Origin of the sequence: Chryseobacterium sp. 7 (genome assembly GCF_003663845.1) — a bacterium.
In the GTDB taxonomy this organism is placed as follows: domain Bacteria; phylum Bacteroidota; class Bacteroidia; order Flavobacteriales; family Weeksellaceae; genus Chryseobacterium.
The window spans coordinates 3,665,374-3,690,227 of the sequence record NZ_RCCA01000001.1; the positions used below are offsets into that span (position 1 = coordinate 3,665,374).

Here is a 24,854-nt window from a genome sequence, read left to right on the forward strand (position 1 = left end):
AAAGTTATTATATTTGTCATATTTACAATACTAGTCTTGATTATAATTTATAGTACATTTTTTTAGACCAATGGAAAATAAAAGAAAAAATAAAGATTTCAATCCCAATAATTGTCCTGTAACTCACTTTTACAATAAAGTAGGAGGCAAATGGAAAACGGTAATTATGTACGGAATAAGCATGAACGTAAACCGTTTCAGCATGCTGCAGAAGGCCATTCCTATGATCAGTAAACAAATGCTTGTGAACCAGCTCAGAGAAATGGAAGAAGACAACATTATTGAAAGAAAAATTTACGCCGAAATCCCTCCCAGAGTAGAATATAAGCTTACGGAATATGGTCAGACTTTCATGCCTGTGCTTATGACTATTCAGGATTGGGGACTTAAGGATATGGCTTTAAAAAATTAATTTTTTAATAATTTCTTTTGGTTTTGCGATTCCTTTTACAAGTCTTATTTTTGCATTATATGTTATCTCAATGAAATACGTTTTACTTACCCTTATTTCAGCGATGCTGCTGTCGGTTTCATGGCCTACTTACGGAGTTCCGTTTTTTATATTTTTTGCACTTGTTCCTCTTTTAATGATGGAACATGGAGTTTCAAAATTTTCAGATTATAAAAGAAAAAGCTGGGTAGTTTTTGGATTGTCCTACTTATGTTTTGTGATCTGGAACATAGTTACTACAGGATGGCTGTACGGCTCAAAGAATCCGGACGGGAGCCACTCTCTGATGGCTGTGGTATTTCCGGTGCTGGTAAACTCTTTTTTATATTCTTTGGTATTTCAATGCTATCACTGGTATAAAAATGCTCAGGGAACGTATTGGGGGCTTGGATTTTTAATCGCTATCTGGATGAGTTTTGAAAAATTTCATTTAGGATGGGAATTAACGTGGCCGTGGCTTAACCTTGGAAATGTATTTTCAGATTATCCAAAGCTGATTCAATGGTATGACACATTGGGAGCAACCGGAGGAAGTTTCTGGATTCTTCTCATTAATGTTTTGATTTTCTATACCGTAAGAACCTGGGAAGCTGGCAGAAAGAGAAAAGATCTGATTAAAAACTCAACTATTGCTGGAGCTTTAATTGTTATTCCAATGATTATTTCGGTGATCAAATACAATAATTTTGATGAAAAACCTACCGGACAGGTAAACGTTCTGATGCTGCAGCCGGATCTTGATCCTTATGCAGAAAAATATTCGAAGGACAGCCTTACAATTGAACAGGACTTATTGGCTCTTGCTCAAAAAAATTCAACAGGTAAGATTGATTATTATATTGCTCCGGAAACAGCACTTCCAGGAAGGGGATCTATTTCTGAGACAGCATTTGAAAAAAGTCTGCTTCTTAATAATATCAAAGGATTTTTATCCAGTCACCCAGGATCCGTTTTTGCAACGGGAATTTCTTCACACCGTTTCTTTTACAATCCGGCCGATTTACCGAAAGAAGCTTATCAGATCAACAGCGGCGTTTGGGTAAGCAGTTATAATACAGCTATCCAATTGGTTCCTAATCAAAAAGTACAGGCTTATCACAAAGGAAAACTCGTACCGGGCGTTGAAATATTCCCTTACATGAATGTTTTAAAACCATTATTAGGAGACGCCATGCTCAACCTGGGTGGTACAGTAGCCTCTCTGGGAACAGATAAAGAAAGAGTTGCTTTTTCAAATCCTTATAATAAAGGAAAACTGGCACCTATTATCTGCTATGAAAGCATTTATGGTGAGTTTGTAACAGACTATGTAAAAAAAGGAGCTAATTTCTTAGGAATTATGACGAACGACTCTTGGTGGGGCGTTACAGAAGGACACAAACAGCTTTTATCATATGCAAAACTAAGAGCCATTGAAACCAGAAGAGAAATTGCCCGTGCTGCTAACAGTGGAATTTCGGCACACATCAATGCAAAAGGAGAAGTGACTGCTGATACTTTCTACGGTGACCAAACGGCTTTATTTGCGAAAGTAAATCTATATGATACGATGACATTCTACACAAGAGCCGGAGACCTTCTTTCAAGGTTTTCCATATTTGCACTAGGTTTTCTACTGTTTTATTTTCTGATTGAATGGTTTAAAAAGAAAACAAATAAAGCTTAATACTAAACACAAATTGCACAAATTCTTTGCACGAATAACACAGAACCTATATGATCAATAAGATTTTCGAATGCTAAATTTTCTTACTCATTACATAGATTTATTCCATAAAAAAGAGAAAAGCCAGCTGGACGTCTGGCTTTTCTCATTAATAGAAGATAGAATTGATTCAATTACTTAATCGTAAGTTTTCTTGTGGTTATTTCGTTTTTTATCTTCAGTTTTAATAAATAAACTCCTTTAGGTAAATGAGAAACATCAATAGACTGATCTCCATTGACACTGATATTCAGTTTTCTTCCATCCATAGAATACATTTCCGCTTCCGAAACTTTTTCTCCTTTAATATATACCCTGTCTGATGCCGGATTCGGATAGATAACAAGTTGTTTATCTGATTTAATTTCCGCAGTTCCCAACGTACCTTGTGTGGAAGCATCAGAATATACTTTTGAAGCATCAATAGATTTCACGCTCCAGTATACATTCTGAATGGCCGGATCAAGTTCCAGAAACCATGATGGAGTTGTTACTACATATTTAGCAATATCATTCGCTCCCTGTGTAGATCCTACTGTAATTTCGTAACGCAGTGCATTCACCGGAGTTTTATCATCCGAAGCCCCACTCCATGTAAAATTGAACCTGTTTCCGTTTTTCGTCATGTTCAGTTGAGTTGGTGCTGCAGGCTTTGCATTGGTTGCGGTGGAATTATTTTTAAATACTTTCGTTAATGAGGGTAAGTCAGAAGCAGCCCAGTCAAATCCACCCAATAATACATCCAAATGGTTGTCATTATTAAAATCAAAAAGATGAACAAGTCCCGGTCCTCCCAGATCAGTTATTCCCGTTATGGTTCCTTCATTGAATTTATGATTGACAACGTCATACAGATAAGTTTTCACAACAGCATTATAATTTTCATTTCCTGAGATAATAAAATCATAATAACCGTCATTATTCAGATCGCCAACGCTTAATGAAACATCTGAAATATCAGTTCCTGTGATCATTTGAGGAGTCAAATTCCCCGTACCATCATTCATAAGAACTGCAAAATATCCGTCGTCATTTCCATCTCTTCCAATGATCACCACATCCTGAAACCCATCCGCATTAAAATCTGCAAAATCTATTTTTCCAACCGCAACCGGAAAAAGATCCTGAGTAGGAGTCAAAACTCCTGCCTGATTCATGTATACTTTAGACACTGGAGTACCATTGATATCTGAGCCTATAATTACGAGATCCAGAAGATGATCATTATTCAGATCTACTACTTTAAAACTTCCGCTCTGGGTACCATCTACCCAGTTTTCTGTCATATCAAAACCAGCACCTGTATTCTTATAATAATCTAATGTATTTCTGAAACCTCCTCCATGAGCATATTGTGTTCCGTTGATGGCATAGTCAGATTTTCCATCATGATTAAAATCAAAAACGTCTATAGATCCGTAGATTTTCCCTGGAAGATCAGCTTCTTTCACAAAACCTGAACCTGTATTCCTGAACCTGTATTGTTTATAATTAACAACATCCGAATAACTAAGTCCTGTAGAAACAATATCCATCAGCCCGTCATTATTATAATCAATAAACCTGATATCGCCAAGATGCGTTACATCCGCTCCCAGTCCTGCATAAGGCAGCAATGTTGTTACATTATTCTGATAGACTTCATTATAAGTACTGTCTACATTTCCGTCGCCATCAGAATCAATAGCTCCATTAAACACAATATCCATTGTTCCATTGTTATCTATATCGGCAATATCAGCTGCAGAATAATAGAAATTATTCATGCTCGTCTGGATCTCAGTAAAGTTCTGAGCCATGATGCTGACCGGTAACATTGACAATAAAATATAAATCCTCTTCATAGTTGTTTTTATTTAGATTAATTAAAAACAAAGATAGAATATTAAATTCTGAGCTTAAAAAAAAGCCTGTATGAAATATATCAGCACCCTTTATCTGCTGTATCCCAAGGATTCTACTATTTTAAAAATTCAATATTATTAATCAGCCACTTATTTGCAAATATTTTCCAAAAGATTTGTCTATCTAAAAAATTCTTCGTTATTTTGCACTCTCAAATATTATACAAATAAGAACATCGAGATATGTCAAGAATTTGCCAAATAACAGGAAAGCGTGCAATGGTTGGTAACAACGTTTCTCACGCTAATAACAAAACGAAGCGTCGTTTTGAAATTAACTTATTAGAGAAGAAGTTTTACCTTCCGGAGCAAGATAAGCACGTTACACTGAAAGTATCAGCTCATGGATTGAGAGTGATTAACAAGATTGGAATCGAGGAAGCTATTGAAAGAGCTACTAGAAACGGATTGATTAAAAAGAATTAATAAATCATGGCAAAAAAAGGAAATAGAGTTCAAGTAATCCTTGAATGCACAGAGCACAAAGAAAGTGGTATGCCAGGAATGTCTAGATACATTTCTACAAAAAATAAAAAGAACACTACAGAGAGATTAGAGCTTAAAAAGTATAATCCAGTTCTTAAGAGATCTACCCTTCACAAAGAAATTAAGTAATTTATAAATAATAACTTACCATGGCAAAGAAAGTAGTAGCAACCCTACAAACTGGGTCTAAAAAAATGACTAAAGTGGTGAAAATGGTTAAGTCTTCTAAATCAGGAGCTTACGTTTTCGAAGAAAAAGTAATGAATGCTGATGAAGTAGATGGTTATTTAAAAAAATAATCAGTACTTTATTTACAATATAAAAAACTACTCATATTTTGGGTAGTTTTTTTGTTATCTTTGTGCACCAGATTATTAATCAGTAAAGTATGAAAAAGATACTTGTTCTGGCCTGCACAGCAACTTTTCTATTTTCATTCAGTCAGAAAACTATGAACCCGGAATATAAAAGTTCGCCAAAAGTTTTCAGCATAAAAGGACTCTCTCAATCAGTCAGTATTGACTGTGGAAGTTCCAAAATGATTTTATTATCCGGACAGGTACCCCTGGACCCGGAAGGTAATCTTGTAGGAAATACAATAGAAGAGCAGACACAGCAGGTTTTCAAAAATATAGAAAACATCCTGAAAGAATATGGAGGAACAGGAAAAGATATTATCAAACTGGGAATCTTTACCACAGATATCAAAAAAACACCTGATTTCAGAAAAGTAAGGGATTTGTATGTCAACCTTCAGAATCCTCCTGTAAGCACCCTTGTGGAAGTAAGCAGGCTTTTCAGAGATGATGTGCTTATAGAGGTGGAAGCCACAGCAGTGATTAAAAATAAATAAGAATAAACTAAAACTATGAGTTGGTTTAAAAATATTTTCAAAAAGGAAGAAAAAGAAACCTTAGACAAAGGATTGGAAAAATCCAGCCAGGGATTCTTTGAAAAAATGACGAAAGCCGTAGTTGGCAAAAGCAAAGTAGATGATGAAGTACTGGATGATCTTGAAGAAGTACTTATTGCATCCGATGTGGGCGCCTCTACTACCATCAAAATCATTCAAAGAATTGAAGAGCGTGTTGCCAGAGACAAATATGTAGGAGTAAACGAGCTTGATCAGATTCTTCGAGATGAAATTTCAGGGCTGCTGCTTGAAAACCCTCATGCCGGTACAGGAAATATTGATACTTCAAAAAAGCCTTATGTCATTATGGTTGTAGGGGTAAACGGAGTGGGAAAAACAACTACTATCGGAAAACTGGCTCACCAATTTAAATCCGAAGGTAAAAAGGTAGTTCTTGGAGCGGCCGATACCTTTAGAGCTGCTGCCGTAGACCAGCTTGTGATCTGGAGTGAAAGAGTGGGTGTTCCTATTGTAAAACAGGAAATGGGATCAGATCCTGCTTCTGTAGCATTTGACACCGTACAAAGTGCTGTAGCACAGAATGCAGATGTTGTGATTATTGATACCGCAGGAAGACTTCATAATAAAATCAACCTGATGAATGAACTTTCAAAGATTAAAAGAGTAATGCAGAAGGTTATTCCTGATGCACCTCATGAGATTCTTTTAGTTCTTGACGGTTCTACCGGTCAGAATGCATTTGAACAGGCCAAACAGTTTACAGCAGCTACAGAAGTAAATGCTTTAGCAGTAACAAAATTAGACGGAACAGCAAAAGGAGGTGTTGTAATCGGAATCTCTGATCAGTTCCAAATTCCGGTGAAGTATATCGGGGTAGGTGAAAAAATGCAGGATTTGCAGCTTTTTAATGGTACGGAATTTGTAGATTCATTCTTCAAGAAAAGATGATTTATATCATGTTTTCCCTTATATTAGCAAACAATTCATTTTTAAATATTAACAATTAAAAAATTTGCAACTATGGGAATTATAACATGGATCCTGTTCGGTCTTATTGCAGGTGCAATTGCTAAAATGATCATGCCCGGAACTCAGGGAGGAGGATGGCTAATCACTATTATCCTTGGAATTTTGGGAGCATTTGTAGGAGGAGCTATAGGAGTTTACATTCTACATTGGGGAGACGTTACTTCCTTCTGGAATCCAAGAAGCTGGATTCTATCAATTGGAGGAGCTTTAGTCATCCTCTGGATTTACGGAATGGCCACCAAGAAAAGCTAGCTGATACCAAAGCTTATAAAAAAATAAAATCCCGGATCTGAAATTTCAGATCCGGGATTTTTACAATATAAAATTTAGTTAGTTGTTGATTCTAATCTGGTAAGGCATTTCCATTTTCACCTCAGACTGTAATTTTTTGTCTGTAATCTGCTGCAGAATCTCATAGTTGGATTTACCAATTTTGCTCTTGATAATTCTTGCAGAAACATCTTCTTCATTAAGATCTTTGAAGATTTGCTCAAACGGTGACATTCTCTTAGGAAAAGCGTCTACCTGGTAAGATTTTAATCCTGCTTTCTGTGCTGCAAACTTCACGGCATCATTTAAAGTACCAAGTTCATCTACCAGACCAATTTCTTTAGCACGAACACCACTCCATACTCTGCCCCCTCCTACATTGTCTATCTGCTCAAACGTTTTCTTTCTGTTTTGAGTCACAAAGTGTACAAATCTCTTATATGTGCCTTCCACACTTCTTGTCATCATATTAACTCCGTAAGGGGTAACTCCGTTCAATCCGGAATAATACATAGAGTTAGCATTGGTAGCAACAATATCCGCACGGATTCCGTTTTTGCTTGCAATATCTTTATAATAAGGCATTACTCCAAATACTCCGATAGAACCGGTAAGTGTATTAGGCTCAGAATAAATTTTATCTGCTGCCATTGCCACATAATATCCTCCTGAAGCCGCATAATCTCCGAAAGAAACAATCAGTGGCTTTTTCTTTTTCAGCTGCTGTAATTCAAACAAAATTTCATCAGAAGCATTGGCGCTTCCTCCCGGAGAGTTAATTCTGAAAACTACAGCTTTCACTTTATCATCCTCCTGAAGTTTTTTGATGTACTTCACATATTTTTCAGAATGAATATCATTGTACTCATCTCCGTTGTTAATAGATCCTGAAGCATACAATACAGCAATCTTTTCACCAGATTTATCTTCATCCGCATAAGAACTGATATAGCTTGACAGAGAGATTTTATTCAGTTTTTCTGTGTCTTTTACATTCAGCTTTGTCTTAAGAAGATCTTCATATTCTGATTTCTGAATAAGTTTATCTGCAAGCTTATATTTTAAACTTTGTTCAGGAATCATTCCATATAAGCTGTCTGTAATAGTTCTAAACTGAGCGGTATCAATTTTTCTTGAAGCGGCCATTTTATTGGAGGTATTTTTCCAAAGATCATTCAGAAGAGTGCTTAACTGCTCTTTATTTTCCGGAGAAATATCATTTCGTAGAAAAGGTTCTACAGCAGATTTAAATTTCCCATGACGGATCACTTCAATCCCAATACCATATTTATCAGCAAAATCTTTGAAGAAGGTTACCTCAGTAGATAAACCTTTCAATTCAATTCCTCCTGCCGGATGCAGATAATATTGGTCTGCTACGGACCCTAAATAATAAGCAGACTGTGAAACTCCGTTACCGTAGGCATACACAAATTTCCCGCTTTTCTTAAAATCTTCTATAGCATTTCTGACATCATCAATCTGGGTCAGGCCTGCATTCAAATCGTCTGCTTCAATACTGATTCCTTTAATATTATCATCAGTCTTAGCTTTATTAATAGCCTCCAATACATCATATAAAAGAACACTTTTATTCCGGGCACCTAAACCGAACAATCCCATCTGCTCTTCAGTAGGGCTGTCTATTATATCTGTCTTTAAATTAATCGTAAGAACCGAGTTCTTTTTCACCGCTACAGCCTTATCACTTCCCATAGAACTGAACACAAGCATCACAATGAAAAACATGAAAAATAAAGCGCAAAGTATGACAATTGCTACTATATTTGCCAAAACATTTTTAAAGAAACTTCTCATAAATCAATCAATTTTCCAATATGTCGCAACATAAGGTCGTTTTGTTACTAGGAAGTAACTTAGGAGAGCAAAAAAAAAATATAGAGCTTGCTCTTGAGAAAATAAAAGAGGCAGGAAATAACATTTCACAAATTAGCGAATATTTAATGTCTGAACCCGTAGAGTTTGCCAGTTCCAATATTTTTTGTAATATTGCAACAATAATATTCACTCCTCTTTCACCAATTCAACTGCTTGATTGTATTAAGAATATAGAAGTTGAGATGGGAAGAGTTAATGATTCAAAAGCATCCGGAGGGTATACTGACAGGATAATTGATATTGATATCATTAAGTATAATGAATTAAACTTTACATCAGAAAGACTAGTAATCCCACATAAAAAACATCTTTTTGAAAGGGATTTTTCAAGGATATTATTAGAAAAATTTATTTAAAACATAAAACAAATTGTATGAAATTAGGTTTATTATTATTGGCTACAACCTTGCCAATTGCTGCTTTCGCTCAAAATAGCAGTACCACGGTAAACTCTTCCACAGAGTACCCTAATACCTTCTCTTCAGGTTCCGCTAATGTACAGCCTTTCGACAACAAAGCCAGACGTTTCAGAGACTGGTCTATTTCTGTTGGTGGAGGTCCTGCATTTATGGTTCACTCGGATTTAAAATCTATCCGCAAGGATAATATTAAATGGGGATATAATGCTTATGTAAGTATAGATAAACAAATTTCTCATACTTTCGGTCTAAGTATTATGTACACAAGAGGAGAAACAAAACAGACAGCGCAACTACCCGGAGCAGCTGGACAAGCAGCCGGAATAGCTACAGGTACAACTCAAGTTGACCAACTGGCTTTATTAGGAGATATCAACTTCTCTAATTTATTGAGAAGGGTTGATAATCATTCTCCTTACAGATGGGCTTTGCACGGATATATGGGGATAGGTCTTCAGGGATACAGAACATCATTGCATGACAATGATGTGAACAAATGGGGAAATAAAACACACCCTGAATTTATAGATGTTCCCCTAGGAATCAGCTCTGTATATTATCAGGGAGGTTTAGGTCTTAAATACAATGTTTCAAAACTTATTGACCTTGAAGCAAGAACCATGTACTTTATTAGTGGTGATGATGAATTTGATGGAGGTGGTCTTTCATACAGCAACTATAACATGCTTAATCCAAGAAAATCAGATAATTCATGGTCCGTAACTTTAGGAGCAAGCTTCAAATTAGGAAAACATGAATCTCACCTTGCATGGCACGATCCTCTTCAGGAAGCATACTACAGAACAAGCGTTCTAGAAAATGCATCTACTGATCTTGTAGTTTGTGAAAAAGGAGATGCTGATAATGATGGAGTATGTGACGATTGGGACAGACAGCTTGATACTCCTGCTGGAGCAAGAGTAGATGGTGCCGGAGTTGCTTTGGATATGGATCTTGACGGAGTTATTGATCTTTATGACAAATGTGTAACTGTACCGGGACCTGTTGAAAATAACGGATGCCCAGTAAAATAATCAAAAAATACAATTTCTTTTTAAAAGAATACAAATAATATACACGATGAAATTAAGTTTAGCAATTGTTGCATTTGCTATGGCAATTCCTTCTGCCACTTATGCACAAGACTCACTAGCAGTTTCAAAAGGAGAGTATCCCAATACATTTTCTTCAGGATCTGCTAATGTTTCACCATTTACCAACAAGTCCAAAAGATTTAATGACTGGTCTATTTCAGTAGGAGCAGGTGTGCCGCTTCTTCAATCTGCGGATTTAACTTCAATTAAAAACGGTAATGGTAAAAACCTTTTTGGATATTCAGCTTATGTGAGTATTGATAAAGCAATTACCCATGCTTTTGGTATCAACTTACAATACGACAGAGGTGAAACCAGACAGGGATGGTTCAATACTAAGAATGCTGCACCAGATGCTTATGCAGTGGCAGCAAGAACTCAATATGATGCAATCTCTATCTTAGGAGATATCAATTTCTCTAATTTATTAAGAAGAGTTGATAACCATTCTCCTTACAGATGGGCTCTTCACGGATATGCAGGTATCGGTACTATTGCTTACAGAGCTTATCAGAAAGATATTAACGGACAAAGATTGATGACAGAAGTAAAACCTTTCCAATTAGGTTCAATGTTCATGCAGGCTGGAGCAGGTCTTAAGTTTAAAGTGAACAGAAGAATTGATATTGAAGGTAGATTAATGTATGTGGTAACAGGTGATGAGGAATTTGATGGTGGTGGAGATGCTTACAGCGCCATCAACAGACGTTCTGAGCAGGTTTCTGACAACTTCTTCAACGCTACTTTGGGAGTTTCTTTCAAATTAGGAAAACACGAATCTCACGTAATGTGGCATGACCCGCTTCAGGAAATCTATTACAAACTTGATGTACTGGCAAATAAAAACCAGGATGTTGAAGTATGTAAAAAAGGAGATGCTGATAATGATGGGGTATGCGACGATTGGGACAGACAGCTTGATACTCCTGCAGGAGCAAGAGTAGATGGTGCCGGAGTGGCTCTAGATACAGACTTAGACGGAGTAATTGACCTTTACGATAAGTGTGTTACAGTTCCTGGACCCGTTGAAAACAACGGATGTCCGGTAGCTAAAAAAGACAACAACGAAACAGCTAAAGAAGTAGAAAGATCTCTAAAAGATATTTATTTCAATTTCAATAAAGCGACTATCAGACCAGAGTCTAACCAAAAATTAGATTTAGCGGCTTCTATCATTAAAGAAAATGGAGGTAACTATCTGCTAACAGGACATACCGACATTAAAGGAAGCGCCGCTTACAACCTAAGATTATCTAAAGAAAGAGCTGCTGCAGTAGTAGGAGCTTTAGAAAGTAGAGGAATTAACGAAAATGTACTGAAATCAAGAGGTGTAGGTTCTGCAGAAGCAACTATTCCTGCATCAGCTTCAGATGCTGAAAGAATGGCAGACAGAAAGGTTACTGTAAGATTTATAGAAACATCAGATTGGGATTCTATCAAAAAGAAAGACTATGAAGATGCTCCAGTAAAAAAAGCTGTGAAAAAAGTGTCAGCTAAGAAAAAGAAAAAATAAGTCTAAAATACCATAAACCGGGAAGAATCCATCTTTTCGGTTTATTTTTTTTCTACTACGGATAATTTTACATATCTTTATCATTATTTTTCAGGGCAAATGGTGCTAAATATATTAAAATCAGCAGATTTGTTTTGAAAAACAACAATACAAAATCACTTTTTTAACGTAAAAAATCATTTAAAATAACTTAACTTAAAAAAATAACACTATGAAATTAAGTTTAGCAATTGTTGCATTTGCCCTGGCAATTCCTTCTGCCACTTATGCACAAGACTCAACGGCAGTTTCAAAAGGAGAGTATCCTAATACATTTTCTTCGGGATCTGCTAATGTTTCCCCATTCACCAATCAATCCAAGAGATTTAACGATTGGGCTATTTCTGCCGGGGTGGGAGTTCCACTTCTTCAATCTGCGGATTTAACTTCAATTAAAAACGGTAATGGTAAAAACCTTTTCGGATATTCAGCTTATGTGAGTATTGATAAAGCAATTACCCATGCTTTTGGTATCAACTTGCAGTATGACAGAGGTGAAACCAGACAGGGATGGTTCAATACTAAGAATGCTGCACCAGATGCTTATGCAGTAGCAGCAAGAACTCAGTATGATGCAATTTCCCTATTAGGAGATATCAACTTCTCTAATTTATTAAGAAGAGTTGACAATCATTCTCCTTACAGATGGGCTCTTCACGGATATGCAGGTATTGGTACTATTGCTTACAGAGCTTATCAGAAAGATATCAATGGACAAAGATTGATGACAGAAGTAAAACCTTTCCAATTAGGTTCAATGTTCATGCAGGCTGGAGCAGGTCTTAAGTTTAAAGTGAACAGAAGAATTGATATTGAAGGTAGATTGATGTATGTAGTAACAGGTGATGATGAGTTTGATGGTGGTGGTGATGCTTACAGCGCTATCAACAGACGTTCTGAGCAGGTTTCTGATAACTTCTTCAACGCTACTTTAGGAGTTTCTTTAAAACTAGGAAAACACGAGTCTCATGTAATGTGGCATGACCCGCTTCAGGAAATCTATTACAAGCTTGATGTATTGGCTAATAAAAACCAGGATATCGAAGTATGTAAAAAAGGAGATGCTGATAACGATGGAGTATGCGACGATTGGGACAGACAGCTTGATACTCCTGCTGGAGCAAGAGTGGATGGTGCCGGAGTTGCTCTTGATACAGACTTAGACGGAGTAATTGACCTTTACGATAAGTGTGTTACAGTTCCTGGACCTGTTGAAAACAACGGATGTCCGGTAGCAACCACAGGACCTGTAGTAGAAACAGAAACTAAATTGGAAGGAATTGAATTTGACTTAAATTCTGATAGAATTTTACCATCAAATACACCTATCCTAAATAATGCTGTAAACTATATTAATTCTTCAAATGGTTCTTACAATGTAATCGGAGCTACTGATACAAGAGGTACTGACGCTTACAACCAAAAACTATCTGAAAGAAGAGCAAACAACGTTAAAAACTATCTGATCAAAAACGGTGTTCAAACAGGTAAACTTCAGGCAATAGGAAAAGGTGAAAAAGACCTTAAATATCCTGAGTGTGAACCAGCTACGAAGTGCCCTGAATGGAAAAACAGAGCCAACAGAAGAGTATACTTCGAAGCTAAATAATAAACTTATTGATATATTATATAAAAGTCACGCTATGCGTGGCTTTTTTTGTCACCATTCTTTCCTTATTTTTACAACATGATTTCTCCGCAGGATTTTCAAAAGCTCAAATACGATACTCTTAAGTATTTCTGGGGTTATACAGACTTCAGAGATTCTCAGGAGGAAATTATTAATGCCGTTATCAATGAAAAAGACACTTTGGTTCTGTTGCCCACAGGAGCAGGAAAATCATTGTGCTACCAATTACCTGCTTTACTCAAAGAAGGAACCTGCCTTGTAGTTTCTCCTTTACTTGCTTTGATGAAAGACCAGGTAAATCAGCTTAAAGCCCGTGGTATAGAGGCAGAATATCTTTCATCTGAACTGGATGAATATGATGCTGAAGCCATTTATGACCGCTGCAAAGAAGGCCTCACCAAACTCCTCTACGTTTCTCCTGAAAGACTTACCAATAAGCAGTTTATTCAGAACATGGAGGAAATTCAGCTGTCTTTTATTGCGGTGGATGAAGCGCACTGTATTTCAGAATGGGGTCAGGATTTCAGACCAAGTTATCAAAATATTAAAGGTTTCAGAAGTAATAATCCTGAGATTCCCTGCCTTGCCCTTACAGCAACCGCAACTCCTAAAGTTTTGGAAGAAATTAAAAATAAACTGGAGCTGAAAAAGCCCTTTATTTTCCAGAAAAGCTTCAAGAGAGATAATATTAAAATATTTACAGATGAAGTTTCTGATAAATTTCAACGTGTTTTTGATATTTTAAAATACAGCAACGACTCCGGAATTGTCTATGTAAGAACCAGAAAAGAGGCTGAACTATTGGCAGAATTTTTGAAAAAAAATCAACTTAAAAATGTGGACTATTTTCATGCTGGTTTAACAACCAAAGAAAAAAATACAAGACAAAATCTATGGAATAACAGTGATAATCACGTTCTTATTTCTACCAATGCTTTCGGAATGGGTATTGACAAAGATAATGTACGGTTTGTCATCCACTATTCACCTGCTGCTTCTCTCGAAAACTACTATCAGGAAATCGGGAGAGCCGGAAGAGATGGAAAAGACAGTTTTGCCTTTATGCTTTGGAATAAACAGGAACTTCTAAACTTTGACCAGGTTTTAAAAAACCAAACGCCTAATAAAGCAGAGTTTTTAAAGATCATCAGCTACCTCTACTCCATTTTTCAGGTAGCAGAATTTGAACTTCCTGAAAAAACATTTCAGTTAAATATTTTAGGCATACAGAATTTCACCAAACTGTCGAAAGCAAAAATTAATAATATTCTTAATTTCCTGCATAACCAGGAAATTATTTACTATAATGAAAACAAAAGCCTGTCTTCTCTCGAACTTTTTATCAAAGCTGATGAGATAGACCAGCTGCCACAAAAAGATGCCCATTTTATAGAGCTTCTATTCCGTACGGTTTCCGGAATTACAACTCATAAAGTAATGTTCAGTGAACAGCAGGTAAGCAATAAAATCAATATCAGTGTTCCTTTAATCAAAGAACGTCTGAAAGAACTGCAGCAAAAGAACTATCTTGAGTATATTGACGGTGCATTATCTAGCATTAAATTTCTGAAGCCCCGTGACGAAAGGGCTGTAAATAATGCTTATTGGAAATTGTTTGAACATATTCAGAGAAATAAAATCCAAAAATGGGAAGAAATGAAGTTCTACTCAGAAAATAACGATTACTGCAAAATGAAGCTTATTTTAGCCTATTTTGGTGAAAAAAATTCAAAAAACTGTGGTCAATGCTCGGTTTGCGAAAAAAACAAACAGTCTATGTTTGGAAAGAACATTTCTCAGCAGATAATTAATTTGTTAGCTAAAAAAGCAGCAACCATTGAAGAACTTTCTATACAGCTTAGTTATCATTCTAAAGAGAACATTTTGGAAAACCTTATTTTCCTTTTAGATTCCGGAAAAGTAAGAATGCTAAACTTCAGAACGTATGAGCTGAATCATTAGTAATTAGTAATGAGCAATAAGTAATAATAAGCATAGAATGAACTTTTAAATTAAAAAGATAAATATACTTATCCTATCTCTAAAACTCACACACTCTCATATCCTCAAATCCTCAAACCCTCCAACCCAAACACTCTTCGACTCTCAGATCAAAAACTTATCTTTGCAGTATGAAATCATTGAAAGTCGTTTTTTTAGGAACTCCTGAGTTTGCAAAAACTTCTTTGGAGGCCATCCATCAATCTCATCATCAAGTGGTTGGTGTAGTAACAGTAGCCGATAAAGCAAGTGGACGTGGTCAGAAAATTCATCAATCACCGGTAAAAATTTATGCTGAAGAAAATAATATCCCTGTTTTTCAACCAGAAAAGCTAAGGAATCCAGAGTTTCTGGAAGAATTAAGAAAACTGGATGCCGATGTTTTTGTGGTGGTAGCTTTCAGAATGATGCCTAAAGTGCTTTTTGAAATGCCTAAAATGGGAACCTTTAATCTTCATGCTTCATTGCTTCCAGATTACAGAGGAGCTGCCCCTATTAACTATGCAGTGATCAACGGAGAGGAAAAATCCGGAGCAACTACTTTCTTTATTAATGAAAAAATTGATGAAGGAAATATTTTACTTCAGCAGGAAATGGAAATTTTACCTGATGAAAATGCTGGAAGTCTTCACGACAGGTTGATGGAAATGGGTTCAAGGCTAGTTGTTAAAACATTAGACGGTCTGGCTGAAAATGCAATTGAAGAAAAACCTCAGCCACAGGTAGAACATCCTAAAAATGCTTATAAAATTTTCAAAGAAGATACTAAAATCAATTGGAAACAGTCATCAAAAACCGTTCATCAGTTTATCCTTGGAATGTCTCCTTATCCTGCTGCTTTCACTACTTTAAACATTGAAAACGAAGAAAAGGGATTAAAAATATTTGGAGGTAAATTTGAAATTTCTGATCATGGAAAACCTGCCGGAACTTTAGATATTTCAAAGAATGAATTTAAGATTTATACTCTAGATGGAATATACTATCCACAGGAACTTCAGCTGGAAGGTAAAAAAAGAATGATGGTCAAAGATTTCCTGAATGGTTTCAGAAACTTCGATGAAATAAAAATGGGGCTGTCTCAAAATTGAGACAGCCTTTTTTGTAGGAAGTTCAGTTAAATCAAGATTCCTTAGAGGATGGCAGAATTATGGCTTATTAAGATCATTTTTTGTTAATATCAATCGATTCTAAATATTTTTTTATACCGTTTTTATTGGGCCAACTGCTCTTTTTAGTGTAACTATATCATCAGTTTTTACAGAATTCTATCTATTTATTAAGACCCAAAAAGGAAATAAAGGAAATAAAGAAAATAAAAAGAAAAGTAAAGAAAACATTTGCTTTGCTTAATTCGTCTATACAACTGATAATTAATACTTTATGTTTCTGAGTGAAATTGAGGGTTTTGATGAGTGCAATCGAGGGGGTGTTTCATTCTCGTGTATTGTTCATGTAGGGTTAATATTGCAAACGTTTTGATGAAGAAATATCCTCAGCTGTACGCTGCTTTTTCTAATCAAATATTCCCTTAACTAACCCTCAAATAAAACACAACATGAAAAAAAACAGACTTAACATTTCTCCAAAAGGTCTATTTCTAAGATGATCGTGTCCGCTTATCATGGACTATTAAAATTTTAAAAATTCTTACAGCGTATTTATTTTAAAATACGTGTTCAGTACATTTTTCAGTTTACAAAAACTTCTGAATGCAATAGCAGATTCAGAACAGGAAGACTATGAATTATAATTACTAAAATATAACAATGATGAAAAAACATTTAATTACATTTTTATCTCTTGTAAGTATCGCTACATTCGGCCAGGTCGGGATTAATACACCTAATCCTAATCTCAAAGCCGGATTACATATTTCCGAACGTATTGACCAAAACAGTGCAAACCCCGATAAGCTTAATGGTTTATTGATTCAAAGGTATACGACCTCGGAAAGAAACAATATCAATCCGGGAGAAAAAGAAAATGGCCTTACAATTTACAATAAGGAAACTAACTGTTACAATGTCTGGAACTGGAATGGTTCCACATCTGTAGGGGCCTGGGCACAGTTCTGTGGAGAAAAGCCCGGGACAGTAATATTTACAGACTGTAACACAATTAAAGTGATAGGAACTTATAATATTGATGAGCCTGTAACAAACCAAAACGTTCATATTGACATTCCTGTGAGGGTAACAGGTTTAGGATCATACAATTATTCCACTACGGTAAACGGAGTAAATTTTGTTGCGCAAGGTACTTTTACAAGTATTGGCCAGCAAACGGTAAGTCTATATCCTACATCTTTGGCAGGAACACCTTCTACGGGTACTTATAATGCAACCATCTCATCAATTGGAAGTTCCAATGTCACTTGTAATGTTTCGATAAACTTTATCAGCAGGGCAACTTCTGTTTTAAAAATTGTAAATATTACAGGAACAAACTATTCCACAGGACTTATTACAGGATGTGGAAGCTATAGCTCCAGCAATGCAGCTGGTAAAATAGGAACATGGCTTACTTCAGGCGCAGCGCAGGCAATTGCTGGTGTAGCAAGTATTCAGATTAAATGTGTAAGCCCTACGAACATTGCCGATCTAAGCGATGAATTAAAGACGGCATCCATTGTTTATTTAAATGGCCGTACAAGTGCAGAATCAAACAGTGGAACTATTGCAGTATTAAATGACTGGTACAAAGCCGGAAACGGAATTGTAATTGATCAGGGAGATGAGCTTACCGAAACTCAGTTTGCACAGGGATTAGGGTTTTATATTGAATCAGGAACCACAAGTACAATTTCTGTTACAGCAAGCGCTTTACCACACGTTCTTGTTTCGCCGGACGGGTATACGCTTCCGGCAGTAACACCTACTACAATAGCTACCCAGGGTGCCAATGCGGCCTTTGTAACATCTACAAACGGGATTGTTTTTGGTTCCAATTCTTCTTCAGGTGTTATCAGAAGATATTTATATGCCGACATTACAAATAATCAGGGCATAGGAAATGATAAGGGAGCATTCATTTTTGGAGATAAAAGTGGGGCCAATACAGATTCCAATACATTCGATTTATGGAAAAATATTTTTGCATGGGCCATCCACAATGCACCGATCCATTAATATTCTGAAAAATATAAACCGTCACAAAAAGGCGGTTTTTTTTAATAACTAAAATGTAAATATGAAATTTAAAGTATTTTTACTTTTTCTGGGTTCTCCTGCATGGGTATTTTCACAGAGCCTGCTTCAAATGGAAGTTTCAACACAAAATAATGATGTTGAAGTCATCCAAAATAATACCGTGAGTTTCAGCAGTTCAGATTTAGAGCTTGCAGGAAAAGACGGAGCGAATCTTCAGGAAACTTTTTTACGCTTTGATGGTGTCTCCTTACCGGCAGATGCTGTTATTAACAATGTTTATCTTGTTTTTTACGGGGATGAACCAAGTACATCTTCCGCAACAATGAAGATTACCGGAGAAATAGGAAGCTCACTTCCTTATCCTACATCTACTGCAGCATCTACAGGTTTAAATTTAAAATCCAGAAACTATTCCACAGGTTTTGCAGAATGGATCACTTCCGGGTGTGTAGTAGATCAGCAGTACCAATCTCCGGATCTTAAAAACGTTTTCAGCGAAATGTTTACTAACGCAGGGCTTAACAATGCCAGTCTTGCATTCCGTATTCAGGGGAACGGACAGGGAGCGTTCACAGTAAAATCATATTCTGCCGCAACCGGAAAAAAGCCTAAACTGGTCATTAATTACTCTACCCAGACCACAACCATTACAAAATTAATTTCTTCGGGAAATAACGATGCTGAACAAGTTCTTACCACCGGGAATATTGATTTAGGAAGCGGAATAATGGAATTAGGAGGAAAATATGGGGCTACGCCACAAATATCCGCCTTAAGATTTGAAAATGTTCAGATTCCAGCCAATGCTGAAATTACAAAAGCTTATATAGAGTTTTATTCTTACGGAACCAACCCGAACAATGCAGAACTTGTTTTCCGCACAGAATTAGGAAATGCTCCGGTTTATACAACTGCCAGCAATAATATTTCCGGAAGAAATTATTCCCAGCATAAAGCAAAGTGGGTTACTGCTCCCTGGACATCAGGAAATACAATGTACAGAAGTGTTGATCTGAAGGAAATTATAGACGAAAACCGTTTGAACGGCTGGCAGTCAGGCCAGACACTTGCTTTTAAGGTTGAAGGGAATGACGGAAACGCTACGGCCTGGTCTGTAAACGGATCGCCGAATTATCAGCCTAAGCTGGTTATTGAATACAAAAATAACGGTAACGGCCCAAGTGTAGGACCTGCTCCTCAGGATGAAACCGTTAGAAAATATGTTTCTGCCTGGGAAAATGATGGTATACAGAATCTTTCAACAGGCGGAATAGATTTAGGGAGAGGAATTCTGGAACTTGGCGGAAAATCCGGGGCCACAGCACAAACTACAGGAATCAGGTTTGAAAATATTCAAATTCCTGATAATGCTTACGTTACTGATGCTTATATTGAATTTTATGCCTATGGAAACAGCACAAATGCCCTGGTGAAAATTTCTTCAGAAATGGCAAATGCCGCGGTGTACAATACCACTTCGGCGAATATTACAAAACGTAATTATTCAACAATATTTGCAGACTGGAATACAGGAAACTGGACATCCAATTCCAAATACAGGACATCAAACCTTAGAAATATTGTTGATCAGGCAAGAATAAACGGTTGGCAGTCAGGAAATTCACTGGCATTTAAGTTAGAATCAGAATCCGGGGGAGCCAATGTATATTCAAGAAACGGTTCGGAGCTTTACCAGCCAAGACTGGTTATTGAATATCTAAATAATAATACAGGTCCTGCAATTGATATAGAAAGCAATCCTGCCAATATGAACAAGCTTTATATCAATGAAGTTTCCTCAGAAGGTACCCAAAGCCAGGAAGAAGACTGGATTGAGATTTACAACGACCACGATTATCCGGTTTATTTCAATAAACAGAACAGCGGAATTTACCTTTCCGATAAAAATGGAAACCGTACTTTAAGCGAATTAAAAGATATTTATATTCCAGCAAAAGGATTTACCACTTTTATTGCAGATAGTGATCCTTCCAAAGGCAGCAACCATCTTAATTTTGGTTTAAGCTCAGATGGCGAGACTATTTATTTTTCAAGAAAGGTTAACGGAAATGTGATTCAGCAGGATATTTTAACGTATCAGAATATTCCTTATAATCAGACTGCAGGAAAATTTCCAAATGGAACAGGAAGTTTAGTTAATTTTATTAAACCTACTTATAATGCTTCGAATAATGATGGAAAACAGCGTGTTGATCTTGGCTTCAGCAAAACAAGAGGTGTTTATGATTCAGGATTTGATCTGGCAATTTCCGTACCGGCAGGAACTACGGTAAAATATACTTTGAATGGGAAAACTCCATCAGCAACAGTAGGAACAGTTTACACGGCTCCAATTGCCATCAGCAAAACTTCTGCAATAAAAGTATATGCATATGATGCAGCCGGAAACAATTCGGGAGTTGTAGCCCATACTTATGTCCTAAGAAACAATTATGCTAATGAAACTACTGCAGACGGTTACTGGCAATGGTATTACAAATCCAATATCACTGCTGCAGAATATGCTCAGGCAATCGGGGAAGTTCCAATTGTATCGGTAACAACCAATGCTGAACCTAATACAATATGGGCTGAAGCTTCCGTAGAATATATCGACAATAATGTTTACAGCGGAAGGAAAAATTTCTTCAGTAATTCCCTGACAAAAAAATTCGGGCAGGAAAGTTTAGGCTTCTACAATCCAAACCTTAAATTGAAATTCAATAGTGATTCAGGAGTAAAAAAGGCCAATTATGCGTTCTTCGACGATTATCCAAACGATGCTTTTGAAAATCCGGGTAAAATTCAGACTTTAGAATTAAAACAGGGCCAGGATAATGCATCCCGAAATGTTTATAATATCGGATTCATGAGATTCAGCGAAAAAATATCAATGAATCTTCAGAAGGAAATGGGGAAATACGCTTTGAATACCCGCTACATCAATCTTTTTGTCAATGGTAAATACCGTGGTTTGAAAACTTTGAGGAATGACTTTAACCCGAATAACCTTGAAGAAATTTTCGGGGATGATGATAATAATTACACGAAAGTAAATCTCCAGGACGGATACTTTAACGGAGGTATTGTAGAAGCAGGAGACGGAAGCCAGGCCGTATGGAATAATATTAGAAATATTGCATTCGCCAAGAAATTCCAGGATTTAAAAAAACTGGTAGATGTTGATGATTTAATCAAGTTTCAGCTGGCATTTATGTTTACTGATACCGAGAATGAAGCGGTAGCTATTATGCATAATACCAATCCTGATGTAATGAAAGCTAAATTCATGATCAATGATACAGACGGGTCCTTCTTTGGAGGAATCACCTATTCTTCATCAGATGTATCAATGCCTGCAAGAGGATTTGCCGGCGGAGGAGGTAACTATAAATTTAAATGGATTTACTCACCATGGAGCATAAACGGTCCGGGGGAATCTTCGGAAACTTCATGGGATCAAATACCAATGCTACAGCCGGAAATCTGGAGTTTAAAACTTTAGTAAAAGATGCTGTTCTGCAATATATGGGACCTGCTTCAGGGAATTTTTCAGGAACGGATGGGGCTACTTTATCTGTTGTGAATGTACAGAATAAAATTAAGAGTACCATGACTGAGCTTGACAGATTATATAAGCTTGATGCAGCTTATATGGGCTATACAGGAAATGTTTACGAACAGTGGAAAAACGTAGACGGACCAAGAATTATCGCTCAGGTTCCGGAGAGAGTTTCATTCAACTTAAAGAAATGGCTGGAATATAATATGGCACACACCCTTCTGCCTAATGAAATTCCAACATCTTCTACGATCAAGAAAACAGATCAGATCCAGATCAGCAATCCGAATTCAGGGACTCAGGTTTATTACACATTAAACGGTACTGACCCGATGGGGAATGATGGAGTGATTTCTCAGGAAGCTCATCTGTATAACGGAACGTTTACTTTACCGGTTGGAACATATAACATTATGACACGTGCTTTTACTACAAATAACTGGGGACCAAAGTCTTCAAAAGCAATTAAAGTTGAAGATGTGAATCCGGGTAAATTTGTTATCACAGGAATTAATTATAAGCCTCAAACCAATGGTGATGCAGAATTCTTAATGATCACAAATGCAGGAGGAGCAGACCTGGATGTTTCAGGATATACCATTGCAGATGCTATTGTCTATAAATTCCCTGATGGAACCAAAATTTCTCCAAATCAGACGATCATGCTGGTGAAAGACCTTACATTGGTTACAGGATTCAGCCAGTATAACAAATTCCAGTGGACCAGCGGTAGTCTGAGTAATTCCGGAGAACCTATTACCTTTAAGGATACGGCAGGTAACACAATAGATTACGTATCTTTTGGCAGTATCTTGCCATGGCCGACCGAAGCTAACGGGCTGGGATCTTATCTGAAATTGATTTCTTCTGACCTGAATAATGAACTTCCGGAAAGCTGGGAAGCTGCATCAATTTCTACTGCTTCTGCTTTTGCTAAAGCCAAAACAGCAAAATCGGATGAGCGGAAAATAACATCGGATCTTGTACCGGCAAGCGGCCAGGAGATTAAAATTTATCCTGTTCCTATGAAAAATATTTTATTCATCAATATAAATGAGGAATCCGTGATTTCAATTTATAATACTGCAGGACAGATGGTGAAAACAAAAAAGCTTAGTGCAGGAAAAGATTCTATTGATGTATCCGGACTTAGTCAAGGTGGATATCTTGTAAAGATTCAGGGTGAGAAAGAATCTAAAGTTTTCAAAGCAACAAAAGAGTAATTTTAACTGATTTAGATAGTAAAGATGCCTTCTCGTTTGAGAAGGCATCTTTTATTTATATCTTTTGTTTGTATATATATGATACCGCTAAAATTGATAGGATAAAAAGGGGTATAAGAATATCTTTTAAAGTATCTCCAATAGATAAATGGGTGATAAATGCTGAAATAAGAACGATGGTTATTCCTGAATAAGCAAAACCTTTTACCCTGGAAGGTAAAGGAATTAATAAAGCAATTGAACCTAATATTTTGGCTACTCCAAGCTCAGTTTTAAAATAGCCGGGAAATCCCATATTAGGATGAGCAGATTCAATAATTGATGGATTTAGCAGATAAATTACCCCGCTACAAAGCAATGGTATAGCAACAAGGCAGGTACTTGCCCAGTAAATAATTTTGTTTTTCGTCATTTGTTGTTTATTTGTGTTAATTAAAAAAGGTCTGGAAAGTTCATTCCAGACCTAAGAAGATAATATTTTATAGTTGTACCATCTCAGTAACCTCTACATCATATCCTCCAACCTGAGGTTTGATATTCGGGTTTTGAGTGATTACTTTGAACTTATTGATTCCTAAATTCTTTAAAATCTGCGTTCCAATTCCATAATCCCTGTAATTGTACGCTAATGTAGGATGCTGCTCCTGACCGTCCTGATAGTTCAGGAATTGCTGAAGCTTTCTCAATGTATTTTCAGAGTTAGAAACGTTATTGATGAAAATAATAGCTCCTTTTCCTGCTTCATTTACCATTCCGGTTACTTTCTCCAGTAAAGGTTTCTCACCGTTGTTCAGTCTTGTTAATACATCAAAATAAGAATCTGAAGACTGTACTCTTACCAAAACCGGCTCATCTACAGTCCACGCTCCTTTTGTTAAAGCAAAATGGATCTGATCGTTAGAAGTTTCTCTGAAAGCATAAAAATCAAAATCGCCGTAATGCGTTTTTACTTTTTTCTCTTCAAGCCTTTCTACCAGATTTCCTTTTTTAAGCTGATAATGGATCAGATCTTCAATAGAAACGATTTTCATATCATGCTTTTGTGCAAATGCGTGAAGTTCAGGTAGGCGAGACATTGTACCGTCTTCGTTCATAATTTCACAGATTACTCCTCCTTCTTTCAATCCTGCTAAATGCGTAAGATCAATAGCTGCTTCAGTATGTCCGGCTCTTTTCAATACTCCTCCTTTTCTTGCACGAAGCGGGAAAATGTGGCCAGGTCTCATAAAATCTGTAGGTTTGGATTTTTCATCCATCAGTGCTAAAATGGTTTTTGCTCTGTCCCCTGCAGAAATCCCTGTAGATGTTCCGTTACCTAGAAGGTCAACCGATACGGTAAAAGCAGTTTCTTTAGGATCGCTGCTTCTGCTAACCATTACTTCAAGGCCAAGCTCGTCACATCTTTTTTCAGGAAGCGGCATACAGATCAGCCCTCTTCCGTGAAGTGCCATAAAATTGATAATTTCCGGCGTTGTCAGTTCTGCCGCGCAAAGAAAATCACCTTCATTTTCTCTGTCTTCATCATCTACTACTATGATTATTTTACCATTTTTAAGGTCTTCAATAGCCTCTGGAATAGTATTTAATTTAATATCGGACATTT

General features: G+C 36.6%; 21 protein-coding genes. 17 read left to right on the forward strand and 4 right to left on the reverse strand.

Features of this window, described 5'->3' with window-relative positions:
• The first annotated feature begins 70 nt into the window (after positions 1–70).
• Positions 71–412 carry a winged helix-turn-helix transcriptional regulator gene (locus CLU97_RS16825; protein WP_121488959.1) on the forward strand — a complete coding sequence of 114 codons (342 nt, stop codon included), beginning with the start codon at positions 71–73 and terminating at the stop codon, positions 410–412.
• A gap of 70 nt (positions 413–482) precedes the next feature.
• Positions 483–2,117, forward strand: a complete 1,635-nt coding sequence (gene lnt, locus CLU97_RS16830) for an apolipoprotein N-acyltransferase (RefSeq protein ID WP_121488960.1) — start codon at positions 483–485, stop codon at positions 2,115–2,117.
• 173 nt (positions 2,118–2,290) lie between these two features.
• Here the strand turns inward: lnt and CLU97_RS16835 are convergent, their stop codons facing one another.
• On the reverse strand, positions 2,291–4,000 hold the full coding sequence (locus CLU97_RS16835) for a T9SS type A sorting domain-containing protein (protein WP_228437764.1): 1,710 nt from the start codon (positions 3,998–4,000) through the stop codon (positions 2,291–2,293).
• A 243-nt stretch (positions 4,001–4,243) separates the two neighbouring features.
• Between CLU97_RS16835 and rpmB the strand changes: the two genes are divergently transcribed.
• The 6 genes from rpmB (at position 4,244) to CLU97_RS16865 (ending at position 6,701) form a co-directional block, all read left to right on the forward strand.
• On the forward strand, positions 4,244–4,486 hold the full coding sequence (rpmB, locus tag CLU97_RS16840; protein ID WP_002976757.1) for a 50S ribosomal protein L28: 243 nt from the start codon (positions 4,244–4,246) through the stop codon (positions 4,484–4,486).
• 6 nt (positions 4,487–4,492) lie between these two features.
• Positions 4,493–4,675: a 50S ribosomal protein L33 gene (rpmG, locus tag CLU97_RS16845; protein ID WP_027373683.1), complete on the forward strand. Its 183-nt coding sequence runs from the start codon at positions 4,493–4,495 to the stop codon at positions 4,673–4,675.
• A gap of 20 nt (positions 4,676–4,695) precedes the next feature.
• Positions 4,696–4,845 carry a DUF4295 family protein gene (locus tag CLU97_RS16850; RefSeq protein WP_065722020.1) on the forward strand — a complete coding sequence of 50 codons (150 nt, stop codon included), beginning with the start codon at positions 4,696–4,698 and terminating at the stop codon, positions 4,843–4,845.
• 89 nt (positions 4,846–4,934) lie between these two features.
• On the forward strand, positions 4,935–5,399 hold the full coding sequence (locus tag CLU97_RS16855) for a RidA family protein (RefSeq protein ID WP_121488962.1): 465 nt from the start codon (positions 4,935–4,937) through the stop codon (positions 5,397–5,399).
• A gap of 15 nt (positions 5,400–5,414) precedes the next feature.
• Positions 5,415–6,368, forward strand: coding sequence for a signal recognition particle-docking protein FtsY (ftsY, locus tag CLU97_RS16860; protein ID WP_121488963.1), 954 nt, complete (start codon positions 5,415–5,417; stop codon positions 6,366–6,368).
• A gap of 72 nt (positions 6,369–6,440) precedes the next feature.
• Positions 6,441–6,701 (forward strand): GlsB/YeaQ/YmgE family stress response membrane protein, encoded by a 261-nt coding sequence (locus CLU97_RS16865; protein ID WP_121488964.1) that lies wholly within the window; start codon positions 6,441–6,443, stop codon positions 6,699–6,701.
• Positions 6,702–6,779: 78 nt separating this feature from the next.
• On the opposite strand, the gene sppA is transcribed toward CLU97_RS16865, so the two are convergent.
• Complete coding sequence (sppA, locus tag CLU97_RS16870) at positions 6,780–8,537, reverse strand: signal peptide peptidase SppA (RefSeq protein ID WP_121488965.1); 1,758 nt, start codon at positions 8,535–8,537, stop codon at positions 6,780–6,782.
• Between the two features lie 20 nt (positions 8,538–8,557).
• Here sppA and folK point away from each other — a divergent pair, with 20 nt between their 5' ends.
• The 9 genes from folK to CLU97_RS23490 all read left to right on the forward strand — a co-directional run bounded on the left by folK (position 8,558) and on the right by CLU97_RS23490 (position 23,251).
• Complete coding sequence (gene folK, locus CLU97_RS16875; RefSeq protein WP_121488966.1) at positions 8,558–8,974, forward strand: 2-amino-4-hydroxy-6-hydroxymethyldihydropteridine diphosphokinase; 417 nt, start codon at positions 8,558–8,560, stop codon at positions 8,972–8,974.
• 17 nt (positions 8,975–8,991) lie between these two features.
• The gene (locus CLU97_RS16880; RefSeq protein ID WP_121488967.1) at positions 8,992–10,071 is read left to right on the forward strand and encodes an OmpA family protein; all 1,080 of its coding nucleotides are present in this window, start codon (positions 8,992–8,994) and stop codon (positions 10,069–10,071) included.
• A gap of 46 nt (positions 10,072–10,117) precedes the next feature.
• Positions 10,118–11,644, forward strand: coding sequence for an OmpA family protein (locus CLU97_RS16885; RefSeq protein ID WP_121488968.1), 1,527 nt, complete (start codon positions 10,118–10,120; stop codon positions 11,642–11,644).
• Between the two features lie 211 nt (positions 11,645–11,855).
• Positions 11,856–13,292: an OmpA family protein gene (locus CLU97_RS16890; protein ID WP_121488969.1), complete on the forward strand. Its 1,437-nt coding sequence runs from the start codon at positions 11,856–11,858 to the stop codon at positions 13,290–13,292.
• A 78-nt stretch (positions 13,293–13,370) separates the two neighbouring features.
• On the forward strand, positions 13,371–15,275 hold the full coding sequence (locus tag CLU97_RS16895; RefSeq protein WP_121488970.1) for an ATP-dependent DNA helicase RecQ: 1,905 nt from the start codon (positions 13,371–13,373) through the stop codon (positions 15,273–15,275).
• 170 nt (positions 15,276–15,445) lie between these two features.
• Positions 15,446–16,405: a methionyl-tRNA formyltransferase gene (gene fmt / locus CLU97_RS16900; protein WP_121488971.1), complete on the forward strand. Its 960-nt coding sequence runs from the start codon at positions 15,446–15,448 to the stop codon at positions 16,403–16,405.
• 678 nt (positions 16,406–17,083) lie between these two features.
• Positions 17,084–18,445, forward strand: coding sequence for a hypothetical protein (locus tag CLU97_RS16905; protein ID WP_121488972.1), 1,362 nt, complete (start codon positions 17,084–17,086; stop codon positions 18,443–18,445).
• Between the two features lie 61 nt (positions 18,446–18,506).
• A complete protein-coding gene (locus CLU97_RS16910) occupies positions 18,507–21,971 on the forward strand; it encodes an FN3 associated domain-containing protein (protein ID WP_121488973.1) in 3,465 nt (1,154 codons plus the stop codon).
• Positions 21,866–23,251 carry a lamin tail domain-containing protein gene (locus CLU97_RS23490; protein ID WP_147436505.1) on the forward strand — a complete coding sequence of 462 codons (1,386 nt, stop codon included), beginning with the start codon at positions 21,866–21,868 and terminating at the stop codon, positions 23,249–23,251. The genes CLU97_RS16910 and CLU97_RS23490 overlap by 106 nt, the downstream gene beginning before the upstream one ends.
• 55 nt (positions 23,252–23,306) lie before the next feature.
• Here the strand turns inward: CLU97_RS23490 and CLU97_RS16925 are convergent, their stop codons facing one another.
• Together CLU97_RS16925 and ribB are read right to left on the reverse strand one after the other, a co-directional pair.
• Positions 23,307–23,663, reverse strand: coding sequence for a DoxX family protein (locus tag CLU97_RS16925; protein WP_121488974.1), 357 nt, complete (start codon positions 23,661–23,663; stop codon positions 23,307–23,309).
• 67 nt (positions 23,664–23,730) lie between these two features.
• Positions 23,731–24,852, reverse strand: a complete 1,122-nt coding sequence (gene ribB, locus CLU97_RS16930) for a 3,4-dihydroxy-2-butanone-4-phosphate synthase (RefSeq protein WP_034694964.1) — start codon at positions 24,850–24,852, stop codon at positions 23,731–23,733.
• Between the last annotated feature and the right edge of the window lie 2 nt (positions 24,853–24,854).